The 20,732-nt window shown below is 62.8% G+C and carries 22 protein-coding genes; 4 read left to right on the top strand and 18 right to left on the bottom strand.

Features of this window, described 5'->3' with window-relative positions; genetic code table 11:
• The first annotated feature begins 73 nt into the window (after nt 1-73).
• The 3 genes from JAB8_RS17715 to JAB8_RS17705 all read left to right on the top strand — a co-directional run bounded on the left by JAB8_RS17715 (nt 74) and on the right by JAB8_RS17705 (nt 1,927).
• On the top strand, nt 74-463 hold the full coding sequence (locus JAB8_RS17715) for a MarR family transcriptional regulator (RefSeq protein ID WP_083287030.1): 390 nt from the start codon (nt 74-76) through the stop codon (nt 461-463).
• A 45-nt stretch (nt 464-508) separates the two neighbouring features.
• Nucleotides 509-793 carry a hypothetical protein gene (locus JAB8_RS17710; RefSeq protein WP_070290811.1) on the top strand — a complete coding sequence of 95 codons (285 nt, stop codon included), beginning with the start codon at nt 509-511 and terminating at the stop codon, nt 791-793.
• A gap of 285 nt (nt 794-1,078) precedes the next feature.
• Complete coding sequence (locus JAB8_RS17705) at nt 1,079-1,927, top strand: HDOD domain-containing protein (protein ID WP_070220681.1); 849 nt, start codon at nt 1,079-1,081, stop codon at nt 1,925-1,927.
• Here JAB8_RS17705 and JAB8_RS30180 read toward each other — a convergent pair.
• The 9 genes from JAB8_RS30180 to queA form a co-directional block, all read right to left on the bottom strand.
• Complete coding sequence (locus tag JAB8_RS30180; RefSeq protein ID WP_275528103.1) at nt 1,924-2,058, bottom strand: hypothetical protein; 135 nt, start codon at nt 2,056-2,058, stop codon at nt 1,924-1,926. The genes JAB8_RS17705 and JAB8_RS30180 overlap by 4 nt on opposite strands.
• Nucleotides 2,059-2,275: 217 nt before the next feature.
• Complete coding sequence (locus JAB8_RS17700) at nt 2,276-2,902, bottom strand: glutathione S-transferase family protein (protein WP_070290810.1); 627 nt, start codon at nt 2,900-2,902, stop codon at nt 2,276-2,278.
• 74 nt (nt 2,903-2,976) lie between these two features.
• On the bottom strand, nt 2,977-3,687 hold the full coding sequence (locus JAB8_RS17695) for a YafY family protein (protein ID WP_070220685.1): 711 nt from the start codon (nt 3,685-3,687) through the stop codon (nt 2,977-2,979).
• On the bottom strand, nt 3,684-4,433 hold the full coding sequence (locus JAB8_RS17690) for a hypothetical protein (protein WP_139143079.1): 750 nt from the start codon (nt 4,431-4,433) through the stop codon (nt 3,684-3,686). The genes JAB8_RS17695 and JAB8_RS17690 overlap by 4 nt, the downstream gene beginning before the upstream one ends.
• A gap of 73 nt (nt 4,434-4,506) precedes the next feature.
• Nucleotides 4,507-5,529 (bottom strand): protein translocase subunit SecF, encoded by a 1,023-nt coding sequence (gene secF, locus JAB8_RS17685; protein WP_070220687.1) that lies wholly within the window; start codon nt 5,527-5,529, stop codon nt 4,507-4,509.
• 90 nt (nt 5,530-5,619) lie between these two features.
• The gene (gene secD, locus JAB8_RS17680) at nt 5,620-7,485 is read right to left on the bottom strand and encodes a protein translocase subunit SecD (RefSeq protein WP_070290808.1); all 1,866 of its coding nucleotides are present in this window, start codon (nt 7,483-7,485) and stop codon (nt 5,620-5,622) included.
• A 96-nt stretch (nt 7,486-7,581) separates the two neighbouring features.
• On the bottom strand, nt 7,582-7,914 hold the full coding sequence (gene yajC, locus JAB8_RS17675) for a preprotein translocase subunit YajC (RefSeq protein WP_034745505.1): 333 nt from the start codon (nt 7,912-7,914) through the stop codon (nt 7,582-7,584).
• 196 nt (nt 7,915-8,110) lie between these two features.
• Entirely contained in the window at nt 8,111-9,250 is a 1,140-nt protein-coding gene (tgt, locus tag JAB8_RS17670) for a tRNA guanosine(34) transglycosylase Tgt (RefSeq protein WP_034745502.1), read from the bottom strand.
• A gap of 2 nt (nt 9,251-9,252) precedes the next feature.
• On the bottom strand, nt 9,253-10,308 hold the full coding sequence (gene queA / locus JAB8_RS17665; RefSeq protein ID WP_070220691.1) for a tRNA preQ1(34) S-adenosylmethionine ribosyltransferase-isomerase QueA: 1,056 nt from the start codon (nt 10,306-10,308) through the stop codon (nt 9,253-9,255).
• Between the two features lie 177 nt (nt 10,309-10,485).
• Between queA and recG the strand changes: the two genes are divergently transcribed.
• Nucleotides 10,486-12,588 carry an ATP-dependent DNA helicase RecG gene (recG, locus tag JAB8_RS17660; protein WP_071654431.1) on the top strand — a complete coding sequence of 701 codons (2,103 nt, stop codon included), beginning with the start codon at nt 10,486-10,488 and terminating at the stop codon, nt 12,586-12,588.
• A 109-nt stretch (nt 12,589-12,697) separates the two neighbouring features.
• Here the strand turns inward: recG and JAB8_RS17655 are convergent, their stop codons facing one another.
• The 9 genes from JAB8_RS17655 to JAB8_RS17620 all read right to left on the bottom strand — a co-directional run bounded on the left by JAB8_RS17655 (nt 12,698) and on the right by JAB8_RS17620 (nt 20,732).
• The gene (locus JAB8_RS17655; RefSeq protein ID WP_070290807.1) at nt 12,698-13,189 is read right to left on the bottom strand and encodes a transposase; all 492 of its coding nucleotides are present in this window, start codon (nt 13,187-13,189) and stop codon (nt 12,698-12,700) included.
• Nucleotides 13,190-13,432: 243 nt separating this feature from the next.
• Complete coding sequence (locus JAB8_RS30175) at nt 13,433-13,558, bottom strand: hypothetical protein (RefSeq protein WP_255206293.1); 126 nt, start codon at nt 13,556-13,558, stop codon at nt 13,433-13,435.
• Entirely contained in the window at nt 13,558-14,772 is a 1,215-nt protein-coding gene (locus JAB8_RS17650; RefSeq protein ID WP_070220695.1) for an MFS transporter, read from the bottom strand. Before JAB8_RS17650 ends, JAB8_RS30175 begins: the two co-directional genes overlap by 1 nt.
• Nucleotides 14,769-15,773 (bottom strand): Gfo/Idh/MocA family oxidoreductase, encoded by a 1,005-nt coding sequence (locus JAB8_RS17645; protein WP_070290806.1) that lies wholly within the window; start codon nt 15,771-15,773, stop codon nt 14,769-14,771. Before JAB8_RS17645 ends, JAB8_RS17650 begins: the two co-directional genes overlap by 4 nt.
• 3 nt (nt 15,774-15,776) lie before the next feature.
• Nucleotides 15,777-16,592, bottom strand: a complete 816-nt coding sequence (locus JAB8_RS17640) for a DUF3025 domain-containing protein (protein ID WP_070290805.1) — start codon at nt 16,590-16,592, stop codon at nt 15,777-15,779.
• Between the two features lie 6 nt (nt 16,593-16,598).
• Nucleotides 16,599-17,651 carry a dihydroorotase gene (pyrC, locus tag JAB8_RS17635; RefSeq protein WP_070290804.1) on the bottom strand — a complete coding sequence of 351 codons (1,053 nt, stop codon included), beginning with the start codon at nt 17,649-17,651 and terminating at the stop codon, nt 16,599-16,601.
• 157 nt (nt 17,652-17,808) lie between these two features.
• The gene (locus tag JAB8_RS17630) at nt 17,809-19,266 is read right to left on the bottom strand and encodes an amidohydrolase family protein (protein ID WP_070290803.1); all 1,458 of its coding nucleotides are present in this window, start codon (nt 19,264-19,266) and stop codon (nt 17,809-17,811) included.
• Nucleotides 19,267-19,294: 28 nt separating this feature from the next.
• Nucleotides 19,295-20,020 (bottom strand): amino acid ABC transporter ATP-binding protein, encoded by a 726-nt coding sequence (locus JAB8_RS17625; protein ID WP_070220705.1) that lies wholly within the window; start codon nt 20,018-20,020, stop codon nt 19,295-19,297.
• A 19-nt stretch (nt 20,021-20,039) separates the two neighbouring features.
• Nucleotides 20,040-20,732 carry an ABC transporter permease subunit gene (locus JAB8_RS17620; RefSeq protein WP_070220707.1) on the bottom strand — a complete coding sequence of 231 codons (693 nt, stop codon included), beginning with the start codon at nt 20,730-20,732 and terminating at the stop codon, nt 20,040-20,042.

Here is a 20,732-nt window from a genome sequence, read left to right as displayed (position 1 = left end):
AGCGGAGCGGAAGGATATAATCACTGCCATGGGTGAACGATATTTAAAAAGTATCCGGCTGCTGGCCGAATGCATGCAAGGCTTCGAGCGGTTTTCTAGCGACTTCGTGCGCCAGTACGGCTTGACGCATGCGCAATTCGACATCATTGCCACGCTCGGCAACACCTGCGGCATGTCCTACAAGGAACTGGGCCAGAAAACCCTGATTACCAAGGGGACTTTGACGGGCGTGGTGGACCGGCTGGAACAAAAGGGGCTGGTGATACGCGAACGTTGTCCACGCGACAAGCGTTCCTATTATGTGCGCCTGAGCTGCGAGGGCGAACAGGTGTTCCATGACGTGTTCCCCAAGCTGACCAAGCAGGGCCAACAGCTGTTCGACGGCTATACCGAAGACGATTTCATGCAGTTGGAAACTACCCTGGCGGGCTTGAAGCACGCCATCGCCAACGGCCACGGCTGACCATTCACCAAGCACAGACATTCAAACAAGACAAAGGAAACCAAGTTGAAAACCACACTGCTCGAAGGCAAAAAGCCCGCACATTTCGATAAACACATCATCGGCAACCTGCTGCTCAACGCCAGCACGCCGGAACTGGTGCGCCAGGAAAAACTGATCATCGGCGTGCGCAACGAAGACGGCGAAATCTACCGCCTGATCGGCGCCACCAAGCACAACAGCTTCATGAATGCCGTCGAAGAACTGTTCGACCTGGGCTTGACCGATGAACTGGAAGACAGCGACGAGCTGGTGGAAGGCTGCGACGCCATCTTCAGCGAATCTCTCTAACAACGCGTAACAAAACCTGCTGCGCGGTGCGCTTTGCGGCCTGCGATGCTCACCGGCTCGGCGCCCCCGTACTAAGGTACGGTTGCGCTTCTTAGCCACAAATCCCATCCGCTCGCAATGGTTTTGTTAAGCGTTCGGAATTTCGTCGTTCAAAATGGGCACGCGTCGACTGTACGCGTGCCCATTTTGCGTTTACGGGGCTTTGCTTGCCTTTTGCTAAGCTGTTTGCGAAAAGATCATGGTTAAAAAGTTCCGTACGGAAATATTGCGAGTATAATTTTTTCAATGAACAGACTCGACGCCTTTAAAAGCATCGCCGCACAAGCCGCTCGTGGCGAGCTGACCTTTCCTGCCAATGTGGACGCTTCGCTCAAGCTGCAAGAGGCGCTGTCCGATCCCGACTGCCATATCGAGGCCGCCGCCAAGCTGGTGCAGGCAGACCCGCTGCTGGCCGCGCGCACGGTGGCCATTGCCAATTCGGCGGCGTTCAACCGTTCCGGCAATGAAATCACCAGCGTGCGCAACGCCGTGCAGCGGCTCGGCGTGCGTACCTTGCAATCGGTGGTGGCATCGCTGATCGTGCGCCAGCTGGGCAGCACCATCACCGATCCCGCGCTGCAGGCGAAGGCCAACCAGCTATGGGAACATACGGCCCATGTGGCGGCCCTGTCGCAGGTGCTGGCCCGCCGCGTCACCAGGGTCGATCCCGATACGGCCCTGTTTGCCGGCATCATGCATGAAGTGGGCGGGTTTTATCTGCTGTCGCGCGCGGCCGAATTCCCCGGCATCCTCGATGGCGAACCCGAGGACTGGGTCGAACATGGCGAACAAGCCATCGGCCACGGCGTCCTGGCCAAACTGAAGGTGCCGGAAGCGGTGCGGGGCGCCATCGATGCGCTGTGGGAGGGCTTGCGCGCCATCCCGCCCGAATCATTGGGCGACACCCTGCTGCTGGCAAATGATCTGGCGCCCGTCTCGTCGCCCCTCAACGAAAGCCCGGCCGCCATTGCCGTACGGGCAGCGCGCGCCGCGCGCAGCATCGATTGCCTGATCGGCGACGATGCGACCTTGTCGAGCATCATGGAAGAATCGGACGATGAAGTGCAGTCGCTGCTGAAGGTACTCGTGCACTAGGCTGCAGACTTCTTGCCCGCTGGCGGCGGTGCCGCCGGCTTGACCGTCTCGACGATCAGCACATGCTTGTCCATGGGCTGGGTCCCCTGCTTCTGCTGGACGACCTGCGTGGCAACCGCCTTCGTACTCAACAGGGGTTTCGGATGGCGTGGCATGAACATGGCGTACCTGCTGGAAGTGGGATGTGTCCCATCTGTGCAGCGATTATCAATTTATCAAGCCGCTATTCAAAAAAAAACCCGCTCGAAAGCGGGTAAAGTCCAAAGCTAGGGATGTCCTGAAAGAGACAGCCCTATCTTATGCGGTACGCCGCGCCGGCTCCGTGCGTTGACACACTTAGCGCGCACATTATCCCGGCACCAGTTCCACCTCCGTTTCCTGCCAGGCACGCAGCTGCCGCACGCGGGCGAACCACGCCTCGATATGCCGGTACTGCGCCAGCGGCAGCCGCACGGCCTCGCTGTACATCAGGGGCGCGGCCACGGCGAAATCGGCCAGGGTCACATCGTCTCCGCTGAGCCAATTGCGCGCCGCCAGATGCGCGTCCAGCACGATGGCGCATTCATGCAGATCGCGCTCGCCGCGCGCCTCTTCCAGCGGGTCCGCCGGACCATTGCCCGTCATGCCTTTCCAGGCGCGCTCCCAGGCCAGCACGCTGATGGCGGGCGCGAAGTGCTGCGCGGCCCAGAACAGCCAGCGGTTGACGTCGGCACGCGCTTGCGGCGCCTGCGGATAAAGCGTCTGGCCCGGCACCTGCTCGGCCAGGTATTGCATGATGGCGCACGATTCCCACAGCAGGAAAGCGCCGTCGGCCAGTACGGGCACCTTGCCGTTGGGGTTCAGTTCGGCCAGGCGGCGGCGGTCGTCCGCATTCATCAGGTCGACTTCGGCCAGCTCCAGCGGCAGGCCGAGGTGGATCGCCGTCATCAGGGCACGGCGGGCATTCGAGGACATGGGGTGGTGATACAGGCGCATGGTAAATGGCTCCGGTGAGTGAAGAAGCCACCATCGTAGGGCCGGGCACTGACAGTTTTTGTCAGGAGCGAATATCAGGATTCGGGATCGATATCGTGGGCCTTGCGCCAGGTATCGAGCAAGGCGTGGCGGCGCGTGGGATAGCGCTCCTCATGCTGCTGCACGCTGGCGATGCGGTCGATGCGGAAATGCCGGTAATCGCCGCGCAGCTCGCACCAGGCGGCCAGCAGACGCTTGCCTTCGAAAAAGGCCAGGGCAAACGGCCACACCGTGCGCGAGGTGGCGCTGCCATACTCATCCTGATAGGCGAGCGTGAGTTTCTGTTCGTAGCGGATGGCCTCGCGCACCGGCTGCACATACCGGTCGGCCGGGTCGGCCGGCTGCGTGCCATCGGCGGGACGGCCCAGCGGCACCCACAGGCTGGTCTCGGCCATGCTGTCGCGCAAATCGCGCGGCGAGGCGGCCGCGATCTTGGCCAGGGCATTGCTGGCCGCCTGCGCCAGGCCCGCATCGCCCTGCCGGCGCACCCAGCGCGCGCCCAGCACCAGCGCTTCCAGTTCATCGGCGCCGAACATCAGCGGCGGCAGGAAGGCGCCGCGGCGCAGCACGTAGCCGATGCCCGCCTCGCCCTGCAGGGGCGCGCCCAGTTCGGCCAGGGTCTGGATATCGCGGTAGATCGTGCGCTCGGAAACACCGAGCTGCTGCGCCAGCTGGGCCGCCGTGACGGGCACGCGCCTGGCGCGCATGGCGTCCATCAGCAGGAACAAGCGGCCGCTGCGGCTCATGGACAGTCCTGCAAGGCCTGGTCGCCCATGACGAGCGCGGACAGGGCCGGCACGTACAGATAACCGTCGGGCGCCAGGCGAACCGCGCGCGGCCCCTCGTCCACGCCGGCGATGCCGTAGCAGCGCCGCAGGCGGGCGGCGGCCGGCCACCAGTAGACGGCGGCCTCCTGGTCGGGAAAACGCCGGCGCACGCTCTCGGCCTGCGCCGTCACTTGCGGAAAATCGCGGTAAAAGGCGGGAGCAATCTCCAGCTCGGCGGCAAACGCCGCTTCCTGCGCCGCCGTGTCGGCCAATCGGGCCGCCAGTGCCGCCGTTTCACTGCCGATGTCCTCAGCCGCCACGCCCGCCTCGGCCAGGGTGCGGCGCATCTGTGCCGGGCTCGCCTGCGCACGCAGGAAAGCCGATTCCTGCAGCGCCAGCACGGCATCGGCCGGAATGCGCTTGTGCCGCGCGGCCGGGAAGACATACAGGGCGCAGCTGCCCGCGCACACCGTGTCGATGGCAATATCCCATTGCTGCCGGCGCAGATAGCGGCCCAGCTGCATGGCCGCCAGCGCATCGCCACCCTCGCTATTGACGCGCAACAGCGTCGTACCCGGCGTGGCCAGCAGCCGCAGCTTGTCCACGTCGCCCTCGGCAATCGGGCCGCGCAGGGCGATGGCGCCGCTGTCCGCACGGCTCAATTGCGCGGCACTGGCCAATGTGCCGATGCCTGCCATGATGCCCATCACTATCAAACGCTTCATTGTCATCCACCATAAAAAAAACGACCACCGCAAACGGTGATCGTTCCTCATTCGACCTGCAAAAAACCTGTGCTTACACCACGGCGCCGTCGGTTTCGTCTTTTTCCTTGATCGGCTTGATCAAGTCTTCGCGCTTGACGCCCAGCCACATGGCGATCGAGGCCGCGACGAACACGGACGAATAAATACCGAAGCAGATACCGATGGTCAGCGCCAGTGCAAAGTGGTGCAGGGTCTGGCCGCCGAAGACCAGCATCGACAGCACCATCATCTGGGTCGAACCGTGGGTGATGATGGTACGCGAAATGGTGCTGGTGATCGCGTTGTCGATCACTTCATGCACGGAAGCCTTGCGCTGCTTGCGGAAGTTTTCGCGGATACGGTCAAAGATCACCACCGATTCGTTGACGGAATAGCCGAGCACCGCCAGGATCGCCGCCAGCACCGTCAGCGAGAATTCCCATTCGAAGAAGGCGAAGAAGCCCAGGATGATCACCACGTCATGCAAGTTGGCGATAATGGCCGAGACAGCGTATTTCCATTCGAAGCGGATGGCCAGGTAGATCATCACGCCGATAATCACCACCACCAGCGCGTTCAAGCCGTTCTGCGCCAGTTCCTCGCCCACTTGCGGGCCGACGAATTCAACCTTCTGCAGTACCACCGCTTCATTGCCGGCGGTGTCCATGCACGCGCTCTTGAGCACATGTTCGCCCTTGGCGGTGACGGTGTCGATGGCCTTGGTCGTGCCCTGCTCGGCCTTGCACAGCGATTCGAACACGCGCTGCGAGGTATTTGCGGCGCTGACGCCATTTTCCACCGGCAGGCGGATCATCACGTCGCGCGCCGTATCGAAGCTGGTCACGCCCGGCTCTTCATAGCCCATGGCGATCAGGGTGCCGCGTATGCCTTCAAGATTGGCCGCCTTCGGGTATTTCACCTCCATCAGCGTGCCGCCCTTGAATTCGACGGACAGGTGCAAGCCCTTGTGCACCAGGAAGAAGACGGCGGCAAGGAAGGTCACGGCCGAAATCACGTTGAAAATCAACGCATGGCGCATGAAGGGAATATCTTTTTTGATCCGGAAAAATTCCATGAAATCCTCTGAGTTCTATTCTGTGCGTCCGGCGGCTGTGCCACCGGACGCGATCGCTGTTGTCGCTATTGGGTAAGGCTGGGCCGTCGCTTATTTGCTGGTGCCCGGCACCCACACCGTGCCGATCGACAAGGTCGTCAGCTTTTTCTTGCGGCCATACCAGAGGTTGACCACGCCGCGCGACACGAACACGGAGGAGAACATCGAGGTCAGGATGCCCAGGCAATGCACGACAGCGAAGCCGCGCACGGGACCGCTGCCGAAGGCCAGCAGTGCCAGGCCGACGATCAGGGTGGTCACGTTCGAGTCCAGAATCGTGGCCCAGGCACGGTCGAAGCCGGCGGCGATCGCCGCTTGCGGCGTATTGCCGGCACGCAGCTCTTCGCGGATACGTTCATTGATCAGCACGTTGGCGTCAATCGCCATGCCCAGCGCCAGCGCGATAGCGGCGATACCTGGCAGTGTCAAGGTCACCTGGATCATCGACAGCAAGCCGACCAGCAACAGCAGGTTGGTGGCCAGGGCCAGCACGCTGAAGGCGCCGAACAGCATGTAGTAGGCGATCATGAAGATGGCGATGGCGATGAAGCCGTACAAGGTCGAGTGGAAGCCCTTGGCGATGTTTTCCGCGCCCAGCTGCGGTCCGATCGTGCGTTCTTCGATGACGGTCATCGGTGCGGACAGGGCCCCCGAGCGCAGCAGCAGCGCCAGTTCATTCGCGTTTTCCGCGCCGCCCATGCCCGTGATCTGGAAGCGCGAACCGAGTTCCTGCTGGATTGTCGCCACCGACAGCACTTCCGGCTTGCCCTTTTCAAACAGCACGATGGCCATGCGCTTGCCCACGCGTTCGCGCGTCGCTTCGCGCATCTTGCGTCCGCCGTCGCCGTTCAGGTCGATCGACACGGCCGCTTGCTGGTTCTGGTCGAAGCTGGCCGTGGCGCTGGAGATATAGTCGCCCGTCAGGATCACGTCTTTCGCCAGCACGACAGGGACGCCCTTACCGACGGTGAACAGTTCCGAGTTGAACGGGATGGCGCTCGACAGTTCGGTGCCAGGCACGATGCTTTCATCGACCAGGCGTACTTCCAGCGTCGCCGTGCGACCGATGATGGCTTTCGCGCGAGCCACGTCCTGCACGCCAGGCAATTGCACCACGATGCGGTCGGGACCTTGCTGCTGGATCAGCGGCTCGGCCACGCCCAGCTCGTTGACGCGCTTGGACAGGGTGGAGATATTCTGTTTCACGCCTTCGTCGATGGTCGCTTTCAGGGCGGCCGGCTTCAGGGTGATGTTCAATTTCAAATCGCTGCCTTCGCCCGCATCGGCGAAAGCCAGTTCCGACATCTGGTCGGACAGCACATTTTTTGCCTTCAGGCGCGTTTCCGCGTCGCGGAAGTTGATCTGCACGCTGTCGCCCACGCGCTCGATGCCCGCATGGCGGATATTTTTGTCGCGCAACACGCTACGCGCGGCGGACTGGACGCCCTGGACTTTCTTGTTCAGTACTGCTTTTGCATCGACCTGCATCAGGAAGTGCACGCCGCCGCGCAAATCCAGGCCCAGGAACATGGGCAAGGCATGCAATTTTTGCATCCACATCGGGGTATTGGCTTGCAGGTTGACCGTCACGATGTACGCGGGATCGCTGGCATCGGGATTCAGGTCCTTTTCCAGCACCAGTTTCGCCTTGAACTGGGTATCGGGATCGGCGAAACGCACGCGCACGGAGGCGAGGTTGCCGGCGCCATCCATGGTGACACCTTCCGACTTGACGTTCTCTTTCGTCAATATTTGCTCGACTTGCGTCATCAGCTCGCCCGTCACCTTGACGGTCGACTTGCCGCTGGTTACTTGCAGCGCCGGTGACTCACCGAAATAATTGGGTGCCGTATAGAGTGCGCCCAGCAATAAGGCGACGACGATGATGATGTATTTCCAGGCAGGATAGCGATTCATATTGATTCAGCGTTCAGTGTTGAGCGTCGGAGGCGTCGCGAGGGGCGGCGGGTAGCCGCCCCGTTCAATCATTGCTTTGGCAATGACAGCGAGGAATTACAGCGCCTTCAGGGTGCCTTTAGGCAGCAAGGTGGTGATGGAGCTCTTTTGCACCGTGATTTCGGTGCCGGTCGCCACTTCGATGGTGACGTAAGCGTCCACTACCTTGACAACACGGCCCAGCATACCGCCGGCGGTGACGACTTCGTCACCCTTGGCCAGCGCGTCCATCATCGCCCGTTGTTCTTTGGCGCGTTTTTGCTGTGGACGGATCATCAGGAAATACATGACCACGAACATCAATACCAGCGGCAGGAAGCTGGTCAGGTTGCCGCCGAGGCCCAGGGCGTCGGTTGGGGCTTGCGCATAAGCGTTGGAAATGAAAAACACGGTGACTCCAGTTCTAATCAGTTTGAAAAAATAGCGCTGTATTCTAGCATTGGCAATCCGCCAAGCCCCCAATTGCAGGCATGGCAGCTTCAAATGGGGCTAAAAAGGCATTATGCAATGCTTTCTCGCCCCCGTCCAAGCACCAATACACAAAACTTCCGGCCATGCTGCCGCCAGAGCGCAAGCTAAGGTTTTCTTAAGTTCCGCGTGCGCGTTCCGCATGGAATTGCAGCGTAAACGCGTGGAAACGGTCTTCATCGAGCGCTTCGCGCATCTGGCGCATCAGGTCCAGGTAGTAATGCAGGTTGTGGATGGTATTGAGGCGCGCGCCGAGGATTTCCTTGGAGCGGTGCAGATGGTGCAGGTAGGCGCGCGAGAAGTTGCGGCAAGCGTAGCAGCTGCAGGTTTCGTCCAGCGGCGCCTGGTCTTCCTTGTACTTGGCATTTTTGATCTTGATGTCGCCAAAACGGGTGAACAGCCAGCCATTGCGGGCGTTACGCGTCGGCATGACGCAGTCAAACATGTCGATGCCGTTCGACACGCCCGCCACCAGGTCTTCCGGCGTGCCCACGCCCATCAGGTAATGGGGCTTGTTGGCCGGCAGGCGCGGGCCCACGTGGGCCAGCATGCGCATCATGTCTTCCTTCGGCTCGCCGACGGACAGGCCGCCGATGGCGATGCCGGGGAAGTCGATCTCTTCGAGCTTGGCCAGCGACTCGTCGCGCAGCATCTCGAACATGCCGCCCTGCACGATGCCGAACAGCGCATTCGGGTTTTCGCCGCGGTGGAACTCGTCCTTCGAGCGCTGCGCCCAGCGCAAGGACATGCGCATGGACTTGGCCGCTTCCTCGATGGTGGCCGGGCGGCCCTGAATTTCGTACGGCGTGCACTCGTCGAACTGCATGACGATGTCGGAATTCAAGACACGCTGCACCTGCATCGACACTTCCGGCGAGAGGAACAGCTTATCGCCGTTGATGGGCGAATTGAAATGCACGCCCTCTTCCGTGATCTTGCGCATGGCGCCCAGCGAAAACACCTGGAAGCCGCCCGAATCCGTCAGGATCGGCTTGTTCCAGCCCATGAAACCATGCAAGCCGCCAAATTTTTCCATGACGGTGTTGCCTGGACGCAACCACAGGTGAAACGTGTTGCCCAAGATAATCTGCGCGTCGATCTCGTTGAGTTCCAGCGGCGACATGGCTTTCACCGAGCCGTAAGTGCCCACTGGCATGAAGATCGGCGTCTGCACGACGCCATGGTTGAGTTTCAAGGTGCCGCGGCGTGCCTTGGTCAGGCCGCTCGTGTCGGTCTTGAGTAATGTAAATTCCAGCATGGTCAGTCTTTCACGGGGGTATCAAGGTTCAGCGCAGCGCGCGATTGCGTGGTGAGCAGCATCGCATCGCCATAGCTGAAGAAACGGTAGTTCTGCGCGATCGCATGCGCGTAGGCGTTGCGGATCGGCTCATAGCCGGCAAAGGCCGACACCAGCATCAGCAGGGTCGACTTCGGCAAATGGAAGTTGGTGATCAGGCGCGTCACCGTTTTAAAGGCATAGCCGGGCGTGATGAACAGGGCCGTATCGGCGCTGCCCGCCACCAGCTGGCCGCTTTGCGAGGCCGATTCCAGCGCGCGCAGGCTGGTCGTGCCGACGGCGACCACGTCGCGCCCGGCCTGCTGCGCGGCACGCACGGCGTCGACGGTTTCCTGCGGCATGGTGTACCACTCGGTATGCATCTTGTGTTCGGCCAGCACTTCCGTGCGCACGGGCTGGAAGGTGCCGGCGCCCACGTGCAGGGTCACATAGGCAAAGTTGACGCCCTTGGCCTTCAACTGGTCGAGCAGGGCCTGGTCGAAATGCAGGCCCGCCGTCGGCGCGGCGACAGCGCCCGGCACCTTGTTGAAGACCGTCTGGTAGCGCGTTTCGTCGAATTCGTCCGCATCGTGCTCGATGTAGGGCGGCAGCGGCAAACGGCCATGCGCCTCGATCAGTTCGAACACGTCGGCCTCGAAGTGCAAGGTAAAGAATTCGCCGGCGCGCTGGCCGACCGTCACGTCGAAGGCGTCGGCCAGGCGGATGCGGCAACCGGGCGGCGGCGACTTCGACGCGCGCACCTGGGCCAGCACGGTGCGGTCGTCGAGCACGCGCTCGACCAGCGCCTCGATCTTGCCGCCGCTTTCCTTGACGCCAAAAAAGCGCGCCTTGAGCACGCGCGTATCGTTCATTACCAGCAGGTCGCCCGCGGCTAGCTGTCCTACGATGTCGGCGAACTGGCGGTCGACCACGGTCTCGCCGTCCAGATGCAACAGGCGCGAGGCGCTGCGCTCGGCCAACGGAGTTTGCGCAATGTTTTCTTGCGGCAAATTAAAATCGAAATCGGAAAGCGAATACATGCGTTTTGCTTCAAAAGTACGTCAAAAATGATTAGGAGTGCGCAATGGAACATCTGGCACTATACTGTGCGCCTATACAGGCATTACAATAATCCGCCGCAGCAACTACGACTGCGGTACGCACAGGGTGTGCCGGACAACCCTCTATTTTACGCTAGCGGCACCAAAACCTTGCATATGTCCGATCCCAAGCCCGATCTTCCGCCCTCAGCCAAGCCGGCCGCGAAGCCGAAAGCCGCCAAAAAAGTGGTCAGCACGGAAAGCCGGCTGGCCAAACTGGGCTTGCGCACGGATATGGACCTGGTGCTGCACCTGCCGATGCGCTACGAGGACGAAACCAAGGTCTACACGATACGCGACGCCTGCCTGCGCGGCGGCGAGTCGTGGCAAGTGGAAGGCATCGTCACCAAGTGCGAAGTCAATTTCAAGCCGCGCAAGCAATTGCTGGTGACAATCGCCGACGAAACGGGCAATTTGCTGCTGCGCTTCATGAATTTCTACGGCAGCCAGGTCAAGCAGCTGGCCGAAGGCACGCGCGTGCGCGCGCGCGCCGAGCTCAAACACGGCTTTTTCGGCGCCGAGATGGTGCACCCGACGTACAAGGTGGTCAACGAAGGCGCGCCGCTGCCCACGGCGCTCACGCCCGTGTATCCGTCCGGCGAAGGCCTGTCGCAGCACGTGCTGCGCCGCGAGATCGCCGACGCCATGCGCCGCATCGACTGGCAGGACACCTTGCCGGACGATTTGTTGCGCCAGATGCAGCTGTCGCCATTCCGCGCCGCCGTGCACCTGCTGCACTATCCGCCGCAGGACATCGATGAAAGCGCGCTGATGGACCGCTCGCACCCGGCCTGGGTGCGCATGAAGTTCGATGAACTGCTGGCGCAGCAACTGTCGCTGAAACGCGCCCAGCGCGCGCGCCGCTCGAAGGGCGCGGCGTCCCTGCCCATCGTCGGCAATTTGTCGAACGCTTTCGGCGCCGCCCTGCCCTTCAAGCTGACGGGCGCACAGGCGCGCGTGCTCGAGGAAATCCGCGCTGACCTGCGCCAGCCGTATCCGATGCAGCGCTTGCTGCAGGGCGACGTCGGCAGCGGCAAGACGGTCGTGGCGGCGTTATCCGCCACGCAGGCGATCGACAGCGGCTACCAGGCCGCGCTGATGGCGCCCACGGAGATTTTGGCCGAGCAGCACTTCCGCAAGATCGCCGCCTGGATGGAACCGCTGGGCGTGAAGGTGGCGTGGCTGACGGGTAGCCTGAAGAAAAAGGAAAAGACGGCGGCGCTGGCCCTGATCGAATCGGGCGAAGCGCAGCTGGTGATCGGCACGCATGCGCTGATCCAGGATAACGTGCTGTTTGCCAAACTGGGCCTGGTGATCGTCGACGAGCAGCACCGCTTCGGCGTGGGCCAGCGCCTGACCCTGCGCAACAAGGGCGACAGCGCGGCCGTGCCGCACCAGCTGATGATGTCGGCCACGCCCATCCCGCGCACCCTGGCCATGACGTATTACGCCGACCTGGAAGTGTCGGTGATCGACGAGCTGCCGCCCGGCCGCAGCCCCATCGTCACGCGCGCCATCGACCAGAACCGGCGCGACGAAGTCATCGCCCGCGTCTACGCAGCCGCGCTGGAAGGCCGGCAGGTGTACTGGGTCTGCCCGCTGATAGAGGAATCGGAAGCGCTGCAGCTGCAGACGGCCACCGATACCTACATGATGCTGGCCGATGCCTTGCCCGCGCTGCAGGTGGGCCTCGTGCACGGCCGCCTGAAACCGGCGGAAAAACAGGAAGTGATGGACGCTTTCATCGCCGGCCATATCCACGTGCTGGTGGCCACCACCGTCATCGAGGTGGGTGTCGACGTGCCGAACGCTTCGCTGATGGTGATCGAGCACGCCGAGCGTTTCGGCCTGTCGCAGCTGCACCAGCTGCGCGGCCGCGTGGGCCGCGGCTCGGCAGCCAGTGTCTGCCTGCTGCTGTACCAGGGACCGCTGGGCGGCGTGGCGCGCCAGCGCTTGATGACCATGCGCGAGACGACGGACGGTTTTGAAATCGCCCGCCGCGACCTGGAAATCCGCGGTCCCGGGGAATTTCTCGGCGCGCGCCAGTCCGGCCAGGCCATGCTGCGCTTCGCCGACCTGGAAACGGACCAATGGTTGGTCGACCAGGCCCGCGACGTGGCGCACGACCTGCTGCACGCTTCCACGGCGGCGGCCGCAGCCACCGTGGAAGCGCACCTGGCGCGCTGGCTGGGTGGGAAAGAGGAATTTTTGAAGGTGTAGGTCTTACATTGCATGTCGGATTACGCGCTTTGCGCTAATCCGACCTACTCATGACGCAAACGGTAGGTCGGATTAGCGTAGCGTAATCCGACAACATTGTTGACCCCGCCTACTCCCGCCCAACACCCGCCACATCCACACCATCGCCGCCCCAATCCGCAGCACACCATCCCTGCTTTACATACCGGTGAAAACTGGAATACGGCCAATCGATGGCTTTGCTCACAAGACCATGCTTGACGGGGTTGTAATGGATGTAATCGACATGCTTGGCGAAGTCGCGCTCATCGCGCAAGACATGCTCCCAATACCGCTGCTGCCAGACATTTTCAAGATCGCAGCGCTTGCTGAACCTCGTCTTGATCAAGCGCCAGCGCGTCATGAAATCGGCATCGCCTTCAGGCAGGGTCCAGATGCAGTGCAGGTGATCGGGCAAGATGACGATGGCGTCGATAGCGAATGGCCGTTGATGGCGCACGGCGCTGAATGCGTCACGCAGCAAGTCCACAGCTGTTGCCGAAGAAAAAATGGGGCGGCGATGAGCCGTCACCACCGTGAAGAAAAAACTGCCGCCAGGCTGGGATGCGCGTCGGTATCGCATGGTTTCAAGGTGTTGCCGGATTACGGCCTTCGGCCTAAGCGCCGTTGGTATTGTTTATTTTCGGAGTGTTGTCGGATTACGGCCTTCGGCCTAAGCGCCGTTGGTATTGTTTATTTTCGGGTGTTGTCGGATTACGGCCTTCGGCCTAATCCGACCTACGCGATATGCGCGGCGGCAGGCCGGGTAGGTCGGATTAGCGTAGCGTAATCCGACTTTTCGCAAACTACATTGCGCCCGCGCAGCCTACATGCACATCCAGAAGCGGTTTGCCAGGTCGAGCATGAAGTCGGGGCGCAGATAGGCGAGGAAGACGAGAGCCAGCAGCGCGGCACCGGCAAGGCGCCATAGCCACGTGCGCCAGCTGGCCATTACGCGGCCACCGCCACGCGCTTGACGGCGCGCTCGTCGATGGGCAGGTTGATCAGCGCGGCCAGCAAGCCCAGGCCGATGGTGATCATCCACACGACGTGGTAACTGCCCTGGTGCTCGTACAGGTAGCCGCCCAGCCACGCGCCGAGGAAACTGCCCACCTGGTGCGAGAAGAACACCATCCCGGCCAGCATCGATAGATGCTTCACGCCGAAGATGCCGGCGATGATGCCGTTCGTCAGCGGCACGGTCGACAGCCACAGCACGCCCATGCCGGCGGCGAACAGGTACACGGACCATGCCGACAATGGCGCCAGCAGGAACACGGTGATGACCACGGCGCGCGTCACGTAGATGGCCGACAGCAGGTAGCGCTTGGCGATCTTGCCACCGAGTTTGCCCGCATAGTAGGAGCCGACGATGTTGAACAGGCCGATCAGGGCCAGCGCCGTGACGGCGATGTTCGGGTTCATCAGGCCCTGGTCCTTCAGGTAGGCCGGCAAGTGCACGCCGATGAAAACCAGCTGGAAACCGCAGACAAAATAGCCGGCCAGCAGCAGCCAGAACGAACGGCTGGCGATGGCTTCGCTGAAGGCGGCACCGATGCTTTGCTGCGGGCCGCTGGCGTGCGAGACGGGCGGTTCGCGCAGGTAGAAGGCCATCGGGATCATCGCCAGCAGCACCAGCGCGGCCAGCACATAAAAGGCGTTTTGCCAGCCTACGGCGGAGATCAGCTGCTGCTCGACCGGCATCATCAGGAACTGGCCGAACGAGCCGGCCGCCGACGAAATGCCGAAGGCCCACGAGCGCTGCTCGGGCGGCGCGCTGCGGCCGATGATGCCGCTGATGGCGCCAAAGGCCGTGCAGGCCAGCGCCAGGCCGATGAAGATGCCGGAACCGACGATGAACAGGGTGGGCTGCGTCACGAGCGCCATCCACACGAGGCCGGCCATGTAGCTGATGGCGCCGACGATGACGACGCGCATGGTGCCGAAACGGTCGGCCGCCATGCCGGCGAACGGACCGAAGACGCCCCACATCAGGTTTTGCATGGCCAGCGCCAGCGAATACGTTTCGCGCGTCCAGCCGTTCGCTTGCGAGATCGGCTGCATCCAGAAGCCCAGGCCGTGGCGCACACCCATCGCCAGGGTCAGCACGACGCCGCTGGCGATGAGGACGGTTTTCAGGCTGGGACGCGATGCGTGCGATGTCATGGGGTTCCTGTTCTCGCCTGGTCGGCTTGGTAGACGAGGCCGATCTGGCCGCGCATGGTGTCGAGGTTCTGCATCAGCGCCACGCTGTCGGCGTGCGGCATGACGGGACTTTCCAGCAGGCCGGCGCGGATGCAGCGCATCGCTTCGATGGCCTCGTGCGCGTAGCCGTTGCCCAGGTGCGGTGCGGCGACGACGCGGCGTGCGCCATCCATCGCTTCGACGATCAGGTGGTCGGGCTTGTAAAAACGGCTGGGCACGCGGATGCGGCCCAGGCTGCCGGAAATCGTCATTTCCGTCGGCGTCTGCGCGCGCAGGCTGCAGGCGCAGGACGAGGTGCCGCCGCCCGCGTGCAGCAGCGAGAACACCACCTGTTCATCGACGCCGGTGGCGCCCATCTCGGCCAGCGCCTGCACCTGCGATACCGGGCCGAGGAAGAAGGCCGCCATCGACAGCGGATAGATGCCCACGTCGAGCAGCGCGCCGCCGCCGAGTTCGGGATTGAACATGCGGTGCTCGGGCGGGAAATGGGCGACAAAGCCGATATCGGCCTGCACCTGCCGCAGCACGCCGATTTCGCCGCTGGCGATGATGCGTTTGGCTTCCTGCACGGCGGGCAGAAAGCGGCTCCACATCGCTTCCATCAAGAAAAGTTTTTTCTCGCGCGCCATATCGACCACGGCCTGCGCTTCGCGCGCGTTCATCGTGAACGGCTTTTCGCACACGACGTGCTTGCCGGCGGCCAGGCACATCAGGGCATTTTCCGCATGCAGGGTGTGCGGCGTAGCGATGTAGATCACGTCCACGCCAGGATCGTCCGCCAGCGCCTGGTAGGAACCGTGGCAGCGCTCGATGCCGAATTCGGTGCCGAAGGCTTGCGCGCCGGCGCTGCTGCGCGAGGCGACCGCCGCCAGCTGCGCGCCGGGCGCATCGCGCAAGCCATTGGCCATCGCGCGGGCGATCTTGCCAGTGCCGAGGATGCCCCAGCGGACGGTATGCTCCATGCTCTACTCTCTTTCTGCGCCTGCTGCCTTGCGCTTCGGGCGGAACACCGCCGCGTCATTGTAAAAATCGTCGTCCTGGCCTTCGCACCAGCCAGGCAAACCAAGCACCGGCAGCGGCGTGAAGTCGGCCGTCGTGAGGCCTTGCTGCGCCAGGTCTTGCGCCACCCGCTCGTCGAGCCAGGCGCGGCGTGCGACATCGTCCAGCGTGAAATAGGCGTCGCCGGCAAAGATCACGCGCGTGTGCGCCGTAATGGCCTTGCGCGGCGCCACCAGTTTTTCCATCAGCGCGTGGCCGAACAGCCAGACTTCGGCGTCGCCGCCCGCGCCAAATTTCTCGCGCTGCGCGATAAATGCGCTGCGCCAGTCGTGCCCGCGCAGTGCCGTTTCCAGCGCGCGCCCCGCATCGCTGTCGCGCAGCACCAGCAAGGCGGAATTCTCGTCAAAAATCGTCGCGCCGTCGCGCGCGGGACCGCGCGATTTTCCCACGCCGGACAGGGCGATCTGCGCCGCCTGCAGCGCATTCAACTGCCGCTTGATGCGCGGGAAAGTGAGCCACACGAGCGCATTGAAAAAGTCGTGCAGATTGTCACGCGTGGGCACGCCGCCCGTGGCGCCGATGAACTCCTCGTAGGCCACGCCTTCGGGCAGGTCCGCTTGCGGCACGAAGGCCAGCGGCAGGCCGGTGGGATTGCGCAAGTCCAGCGCCCGCGCCCGTCCGTTCAGCGCCGCGATCACCGTGTCGCGCTGCAGGTCCAGCTGCCGTCGCGCCGGCAGCACCGTGGCAAACCAGGGACGGGTCCAGTCTATCGATGGCAGCATGAACGCTTAGACCATTTTCCAGTTGATCTGCTCGCCCGCGTTAAGCGGAATGACGTGGCTGTCGCCCAGCGGCAGCGAGGCCGGCAAGGTCCAGCTTTCGCGACGCAGGGTGATGGTGTCCGTGTTGCGCGGCACGCCGTAGAAGGCCGGTCCGTGGAAGCTGGCGAACGCTTCCAGCTTGTCGAGCGCGCCGGCCCGTTCGAACGCTTCGGCATACATTTCCATCGCGTGCAGGGCCGTGTAGCAACCGGCGCAGCCGCAAGCCATTTCCTTGGCGCCTTGCGCGTGCGGCGCCGAATCGGTGCCGAGGAAGAAGCGCTCGTCGCCGCTGGCGGCGGCCGTCATCAGCGCCAGGCGGTGCTCTTCGCGCTTGAGGATGGGCAGGCAGTAGTAATGAGGGCGGATGCCGCCCTTGAAAATCTCGTTGCGGTTGTACAGCAGATGGTGCGCGGTGATGGTGGCGGCGATCGGGCCTTCCGCTTCGGCCACGTACTGCGCCGCATCCTTGGTGGTGATGTGTTCGAACACGACGGACAGTGCCGGGAAGGCGCTGCGCAGCGGGCGCATCACGCGCTCGATGAAGACGGCTTCGCGGTCGAAAATGTCGATTTCCGGATCCGTCACTTCGCCGTGCACGAGAAAGGGCATGCCCACTTCCTGCATCACTTCGAGCACCTTGTAGCAATTCTTCAAATCCGTCACGCCCAGGTCGGAATTCGTGGTGGCGCCGGCCGGATACAGTTTCACGGCTTGCACGATGCCGCTGTCCTGCGCGCGGCGGATTTCGTCGGGCGAGGTGTTGTTCGTCAGGTACAGCACCATCAGCGGATCGAAGTTCACGCCTTCCGGCACGGCGGCCAGGATGCGCTCGCGGTAGGCGCTGGCATCGGCCGTGGTGGTAACCGGGGGTTTGAGGTTCGGCATGACGATGGCGCGGCCGAACTGGCGCGCGCTGTGCGGCAGCACGCTGGCCATGACGGCGCCGTCGCGCAGGTGCAAATGCCAGTCGTCTGGACGGGTGATGGTGATGGAATCTGGGGTGTGATCGAGTGTGGACATGGCGGCTGCTCTCAGGCGGTCATTGCGGATAGCGCCATTTTACCAGCCGCAGGACCGTCCCGCCGGCCGGGAGAGCCCGCGTATGCTGGCTGGCAGACGGCAAAACGGCCGGTATCAACCGGCCGTCTTTGTCTTTACTAAAAAAGAACGAAGAGCATCAGGACTTGGCCGGCGCCGTCTCCTGCTGCGCCACCCAGGCGCGGATCTCGGCCAGCATCTGGTCCAGCCTGGCGCGGTCGTATACCTGGCCACGGCTGACCACCAGGCGGATCTGGCGCGTGGCGCCGATGTCCTGCAGCGGGTTCGCGTCGAGCACCAGCAGGTCGGCCGCCTTGCCGGCCGCCACGCTGCCGTAACGCTCCAGCTTGCCCAGGAAGCGGGGGCCGTTGATGACGGCCGACTGCAAGGCTTGCTGCGGCGTCAGGCCATACTGCACGTACAGGCCGATTTCATCGTGCAGGGCCTGGCCCGGATAGTCGAAGGAATTCAAGAAGCCCGCATCGGTGCCGGCGATGATGCTCACGCCCTGCTGCTGCAAAATGGGCAGCAGCTGTGCCGATTGCTCGAACTGCGCGTGGCGCTGGGCGATCGCATCCGGGCCATCCTTGGCGGCGCGCTGCACGCGCCAGTCGTAGGTGGCGCGCAAGCCCTTGCCGATGTACTGCAGGGCAGGATCGTGCGTGTGGTCTTCGCGGTCCAGATACGCCGTTACGCGCGAACCCCACAGGGTAGGCACGATGGCCGTGCCGCGCGCGGCCAGGTAGCTGAAGGCCTTGCGCGCCGTCGGCTCGTCGTAGCTTTGCAGGCTTTCGCGCATGGCCTCCTTGCCCGTCATCGTGCCGGCGGCCACCTTCTCCGTCAGCTCCTGTTCGCGCGGCGTGGTGGCGCGCAGCAGGTAGGATTGATGTTCGATCGTGCCCAGGCCCGCATCGGCCATCTGCTCCAACGTGAGCTGCACGGGGATATGGCCCGAGGTGCGCATGCCCCGTTCGCGCGCCTGGCGCAAGGCTTCCAGGTACAGCTCCGGCTTCAGGGTGTTTTCCGTGATCTTCACGAAGTCCACTTGCTGCGCCTGCAGGCCGTCCAGCGCGCGCGTCACTTCCTGCGGCGTGCCCACTTCAATGGTGCCCTTCCACAGCGGCTTGAGGCCTTCGAGCTTGGCGCCAGAGGTAAAGATCGTCGGACCTTCCAGCTGGCCTGCGTTGATCTGCCGGCGCCATGCCAGCACCGTGTCGGGCAAGTCGCCCGAACAGTCGCGCACCGCGGTGATGCCGTGTGCCAGGTACAAAGGCAGCAGCTGCTTGTTCTCGTCGATCAGTTCCGGGCCGCCGCCGAAATGCACGTGCGTGTCCCACAGACCCGGCATCAGATATTTGCCGGGCAGGCGGATGGTCCGCTTCGGCGCGTAGCTGCGCAGCTGCGCGTCATCGACGACGGCGACGATGCTGTCGCCCTTGAGCAGCACGGTCTTGCCCTTGACGGCGAGGCCACCGGCCACGTCGATCAGGGTGGCGTCGCGCAGGGCGATGTCGACGGCGATCTTGTCGGCCGCGTGGGCATGGGCCAGCAGGCCCAGCGCCAGCATGGCGCCGGCGATGTGTTTCATGTCAGGCATGCGTACTCAACTTCAAGGTGATGGCAGGTTAATGGATGATCTTGGCGAGGAAATCGCGCGCGCGGTCCGAGCGCGTCGTGTTGAAGAAGTCATCCTTGCTGCAATCCTCGATGATCTTGCCCTGGTCCATGAAGACGATGCGGTTCGCCACGCGCCGGGCAAAACCCATTTCGTGCGTGACGACCATCATCGTCATGCCTTCCTGCGCCAGGCCCACCATCACGTCGAGCACTTCGTTGATCATCTCCGGATCGAGCGCCGATGTCGGCTCGTCAAACAGCATGGCGATCGGGTCCATCGACAGTGCGCGGGCGATGGCCACGCGCTGCTGCTGGCCGCCCGACAGCTGGCCGGGGAACTTGTCCTGCTGCGACAGCAGGCCCACGCGGTCCAGGTATTTCAAGCCCTTGGCATTGGCTTCGTCGGCGCTGCGGCCCAGCACCTTGATCTGGCCGATGGTCAGGTTTTCGCGGATCGACAGATGCGGGAACAGCTCAAAATTCTGGAACACCATGCCGATGCGCGCGCGCAGTTTCGACAGATTCGTTTTCGGATCGTTGACGGTGATGCCGTCGACGATGATCCGCCCCTGCTGGATCGGTTCCAGGCCGTTGACGGTCTTGATCAGGGTCGACTTGCCGGAGCCGGACGGGCCGCAAATGACCATCACGTCACCCTTGGCGACGTTGGTGGTGCAGTCGGTCAGTACCTGGAACTGGCCATACCATTTGCTGACGTTATTGAGTTCAATCATCTTGTTCTTTCTTTTACGGTTAGCGAATGATGGCGACGCGTTTCTGCAGGCGTTTTACCAGGAACGACAAGGCATAGCACAGCACGAAATACACGACGGCGACAAACACGTACATTTCCACCAGGCGGCCGTCGCGCTGCGCGATTTTCGAGGCGGCACCGACGAAATCGGGAATCGACAGCACGTACACGAGCGACACGTCCTGGAACAGCACGATGGTTTGCGTCAGCAGCACTGGAATCATGTTGCGGAACGCTTGCGGCAGCACGATGCTGCCCATGGTTTGCCGGTAGTTCATGCCCAGCGCCTGTCCCGCCCACACCTGGCCGCGGGGAATCGACTGTATGCCGCTGCGCATGATCTCGCAATAGTAGGCCGCCTCGAACATGATGAAGGTGATCAGCGCGGAAGAAAACGCGCCCACTTTCACGGGCTCGTTGGCGCCGATGATCCAGGCGGCGATATACGGCACCAGGAAGTAGAACCAGAAGATCACCAGCACCAGCGGGATCGAGCGTATCAGGTTGACGTAGCTCGACGCCACGCCAGAGATGATGCGGTTGCTGGACAAGCGCATCAGCGCCAGCAAGGTGCCCAGCACGATGCCGCCCACCATGGCCAGCGCCGTCAGTTTCAGGGTAAACACCATGCCGGTCTGGAACAGGTAAACCCACGAGCGGGAGATGACATCGAAATCGAAATTACCGAACAT

This window comes from Janthinobacterium sp. HH106 (assembly GCF_001758725.1).
Classification (GTDB): Bacteria; Pseudomonadota; Gammaproteobacteria; order Burkholderiales; family Burkholderiaceae_D; genus Janthinobacterium.
Note: the sequence above shows the minus strand (reverse complement) of the source record. Positions and strands in the feature narration are given on the sequence as shown.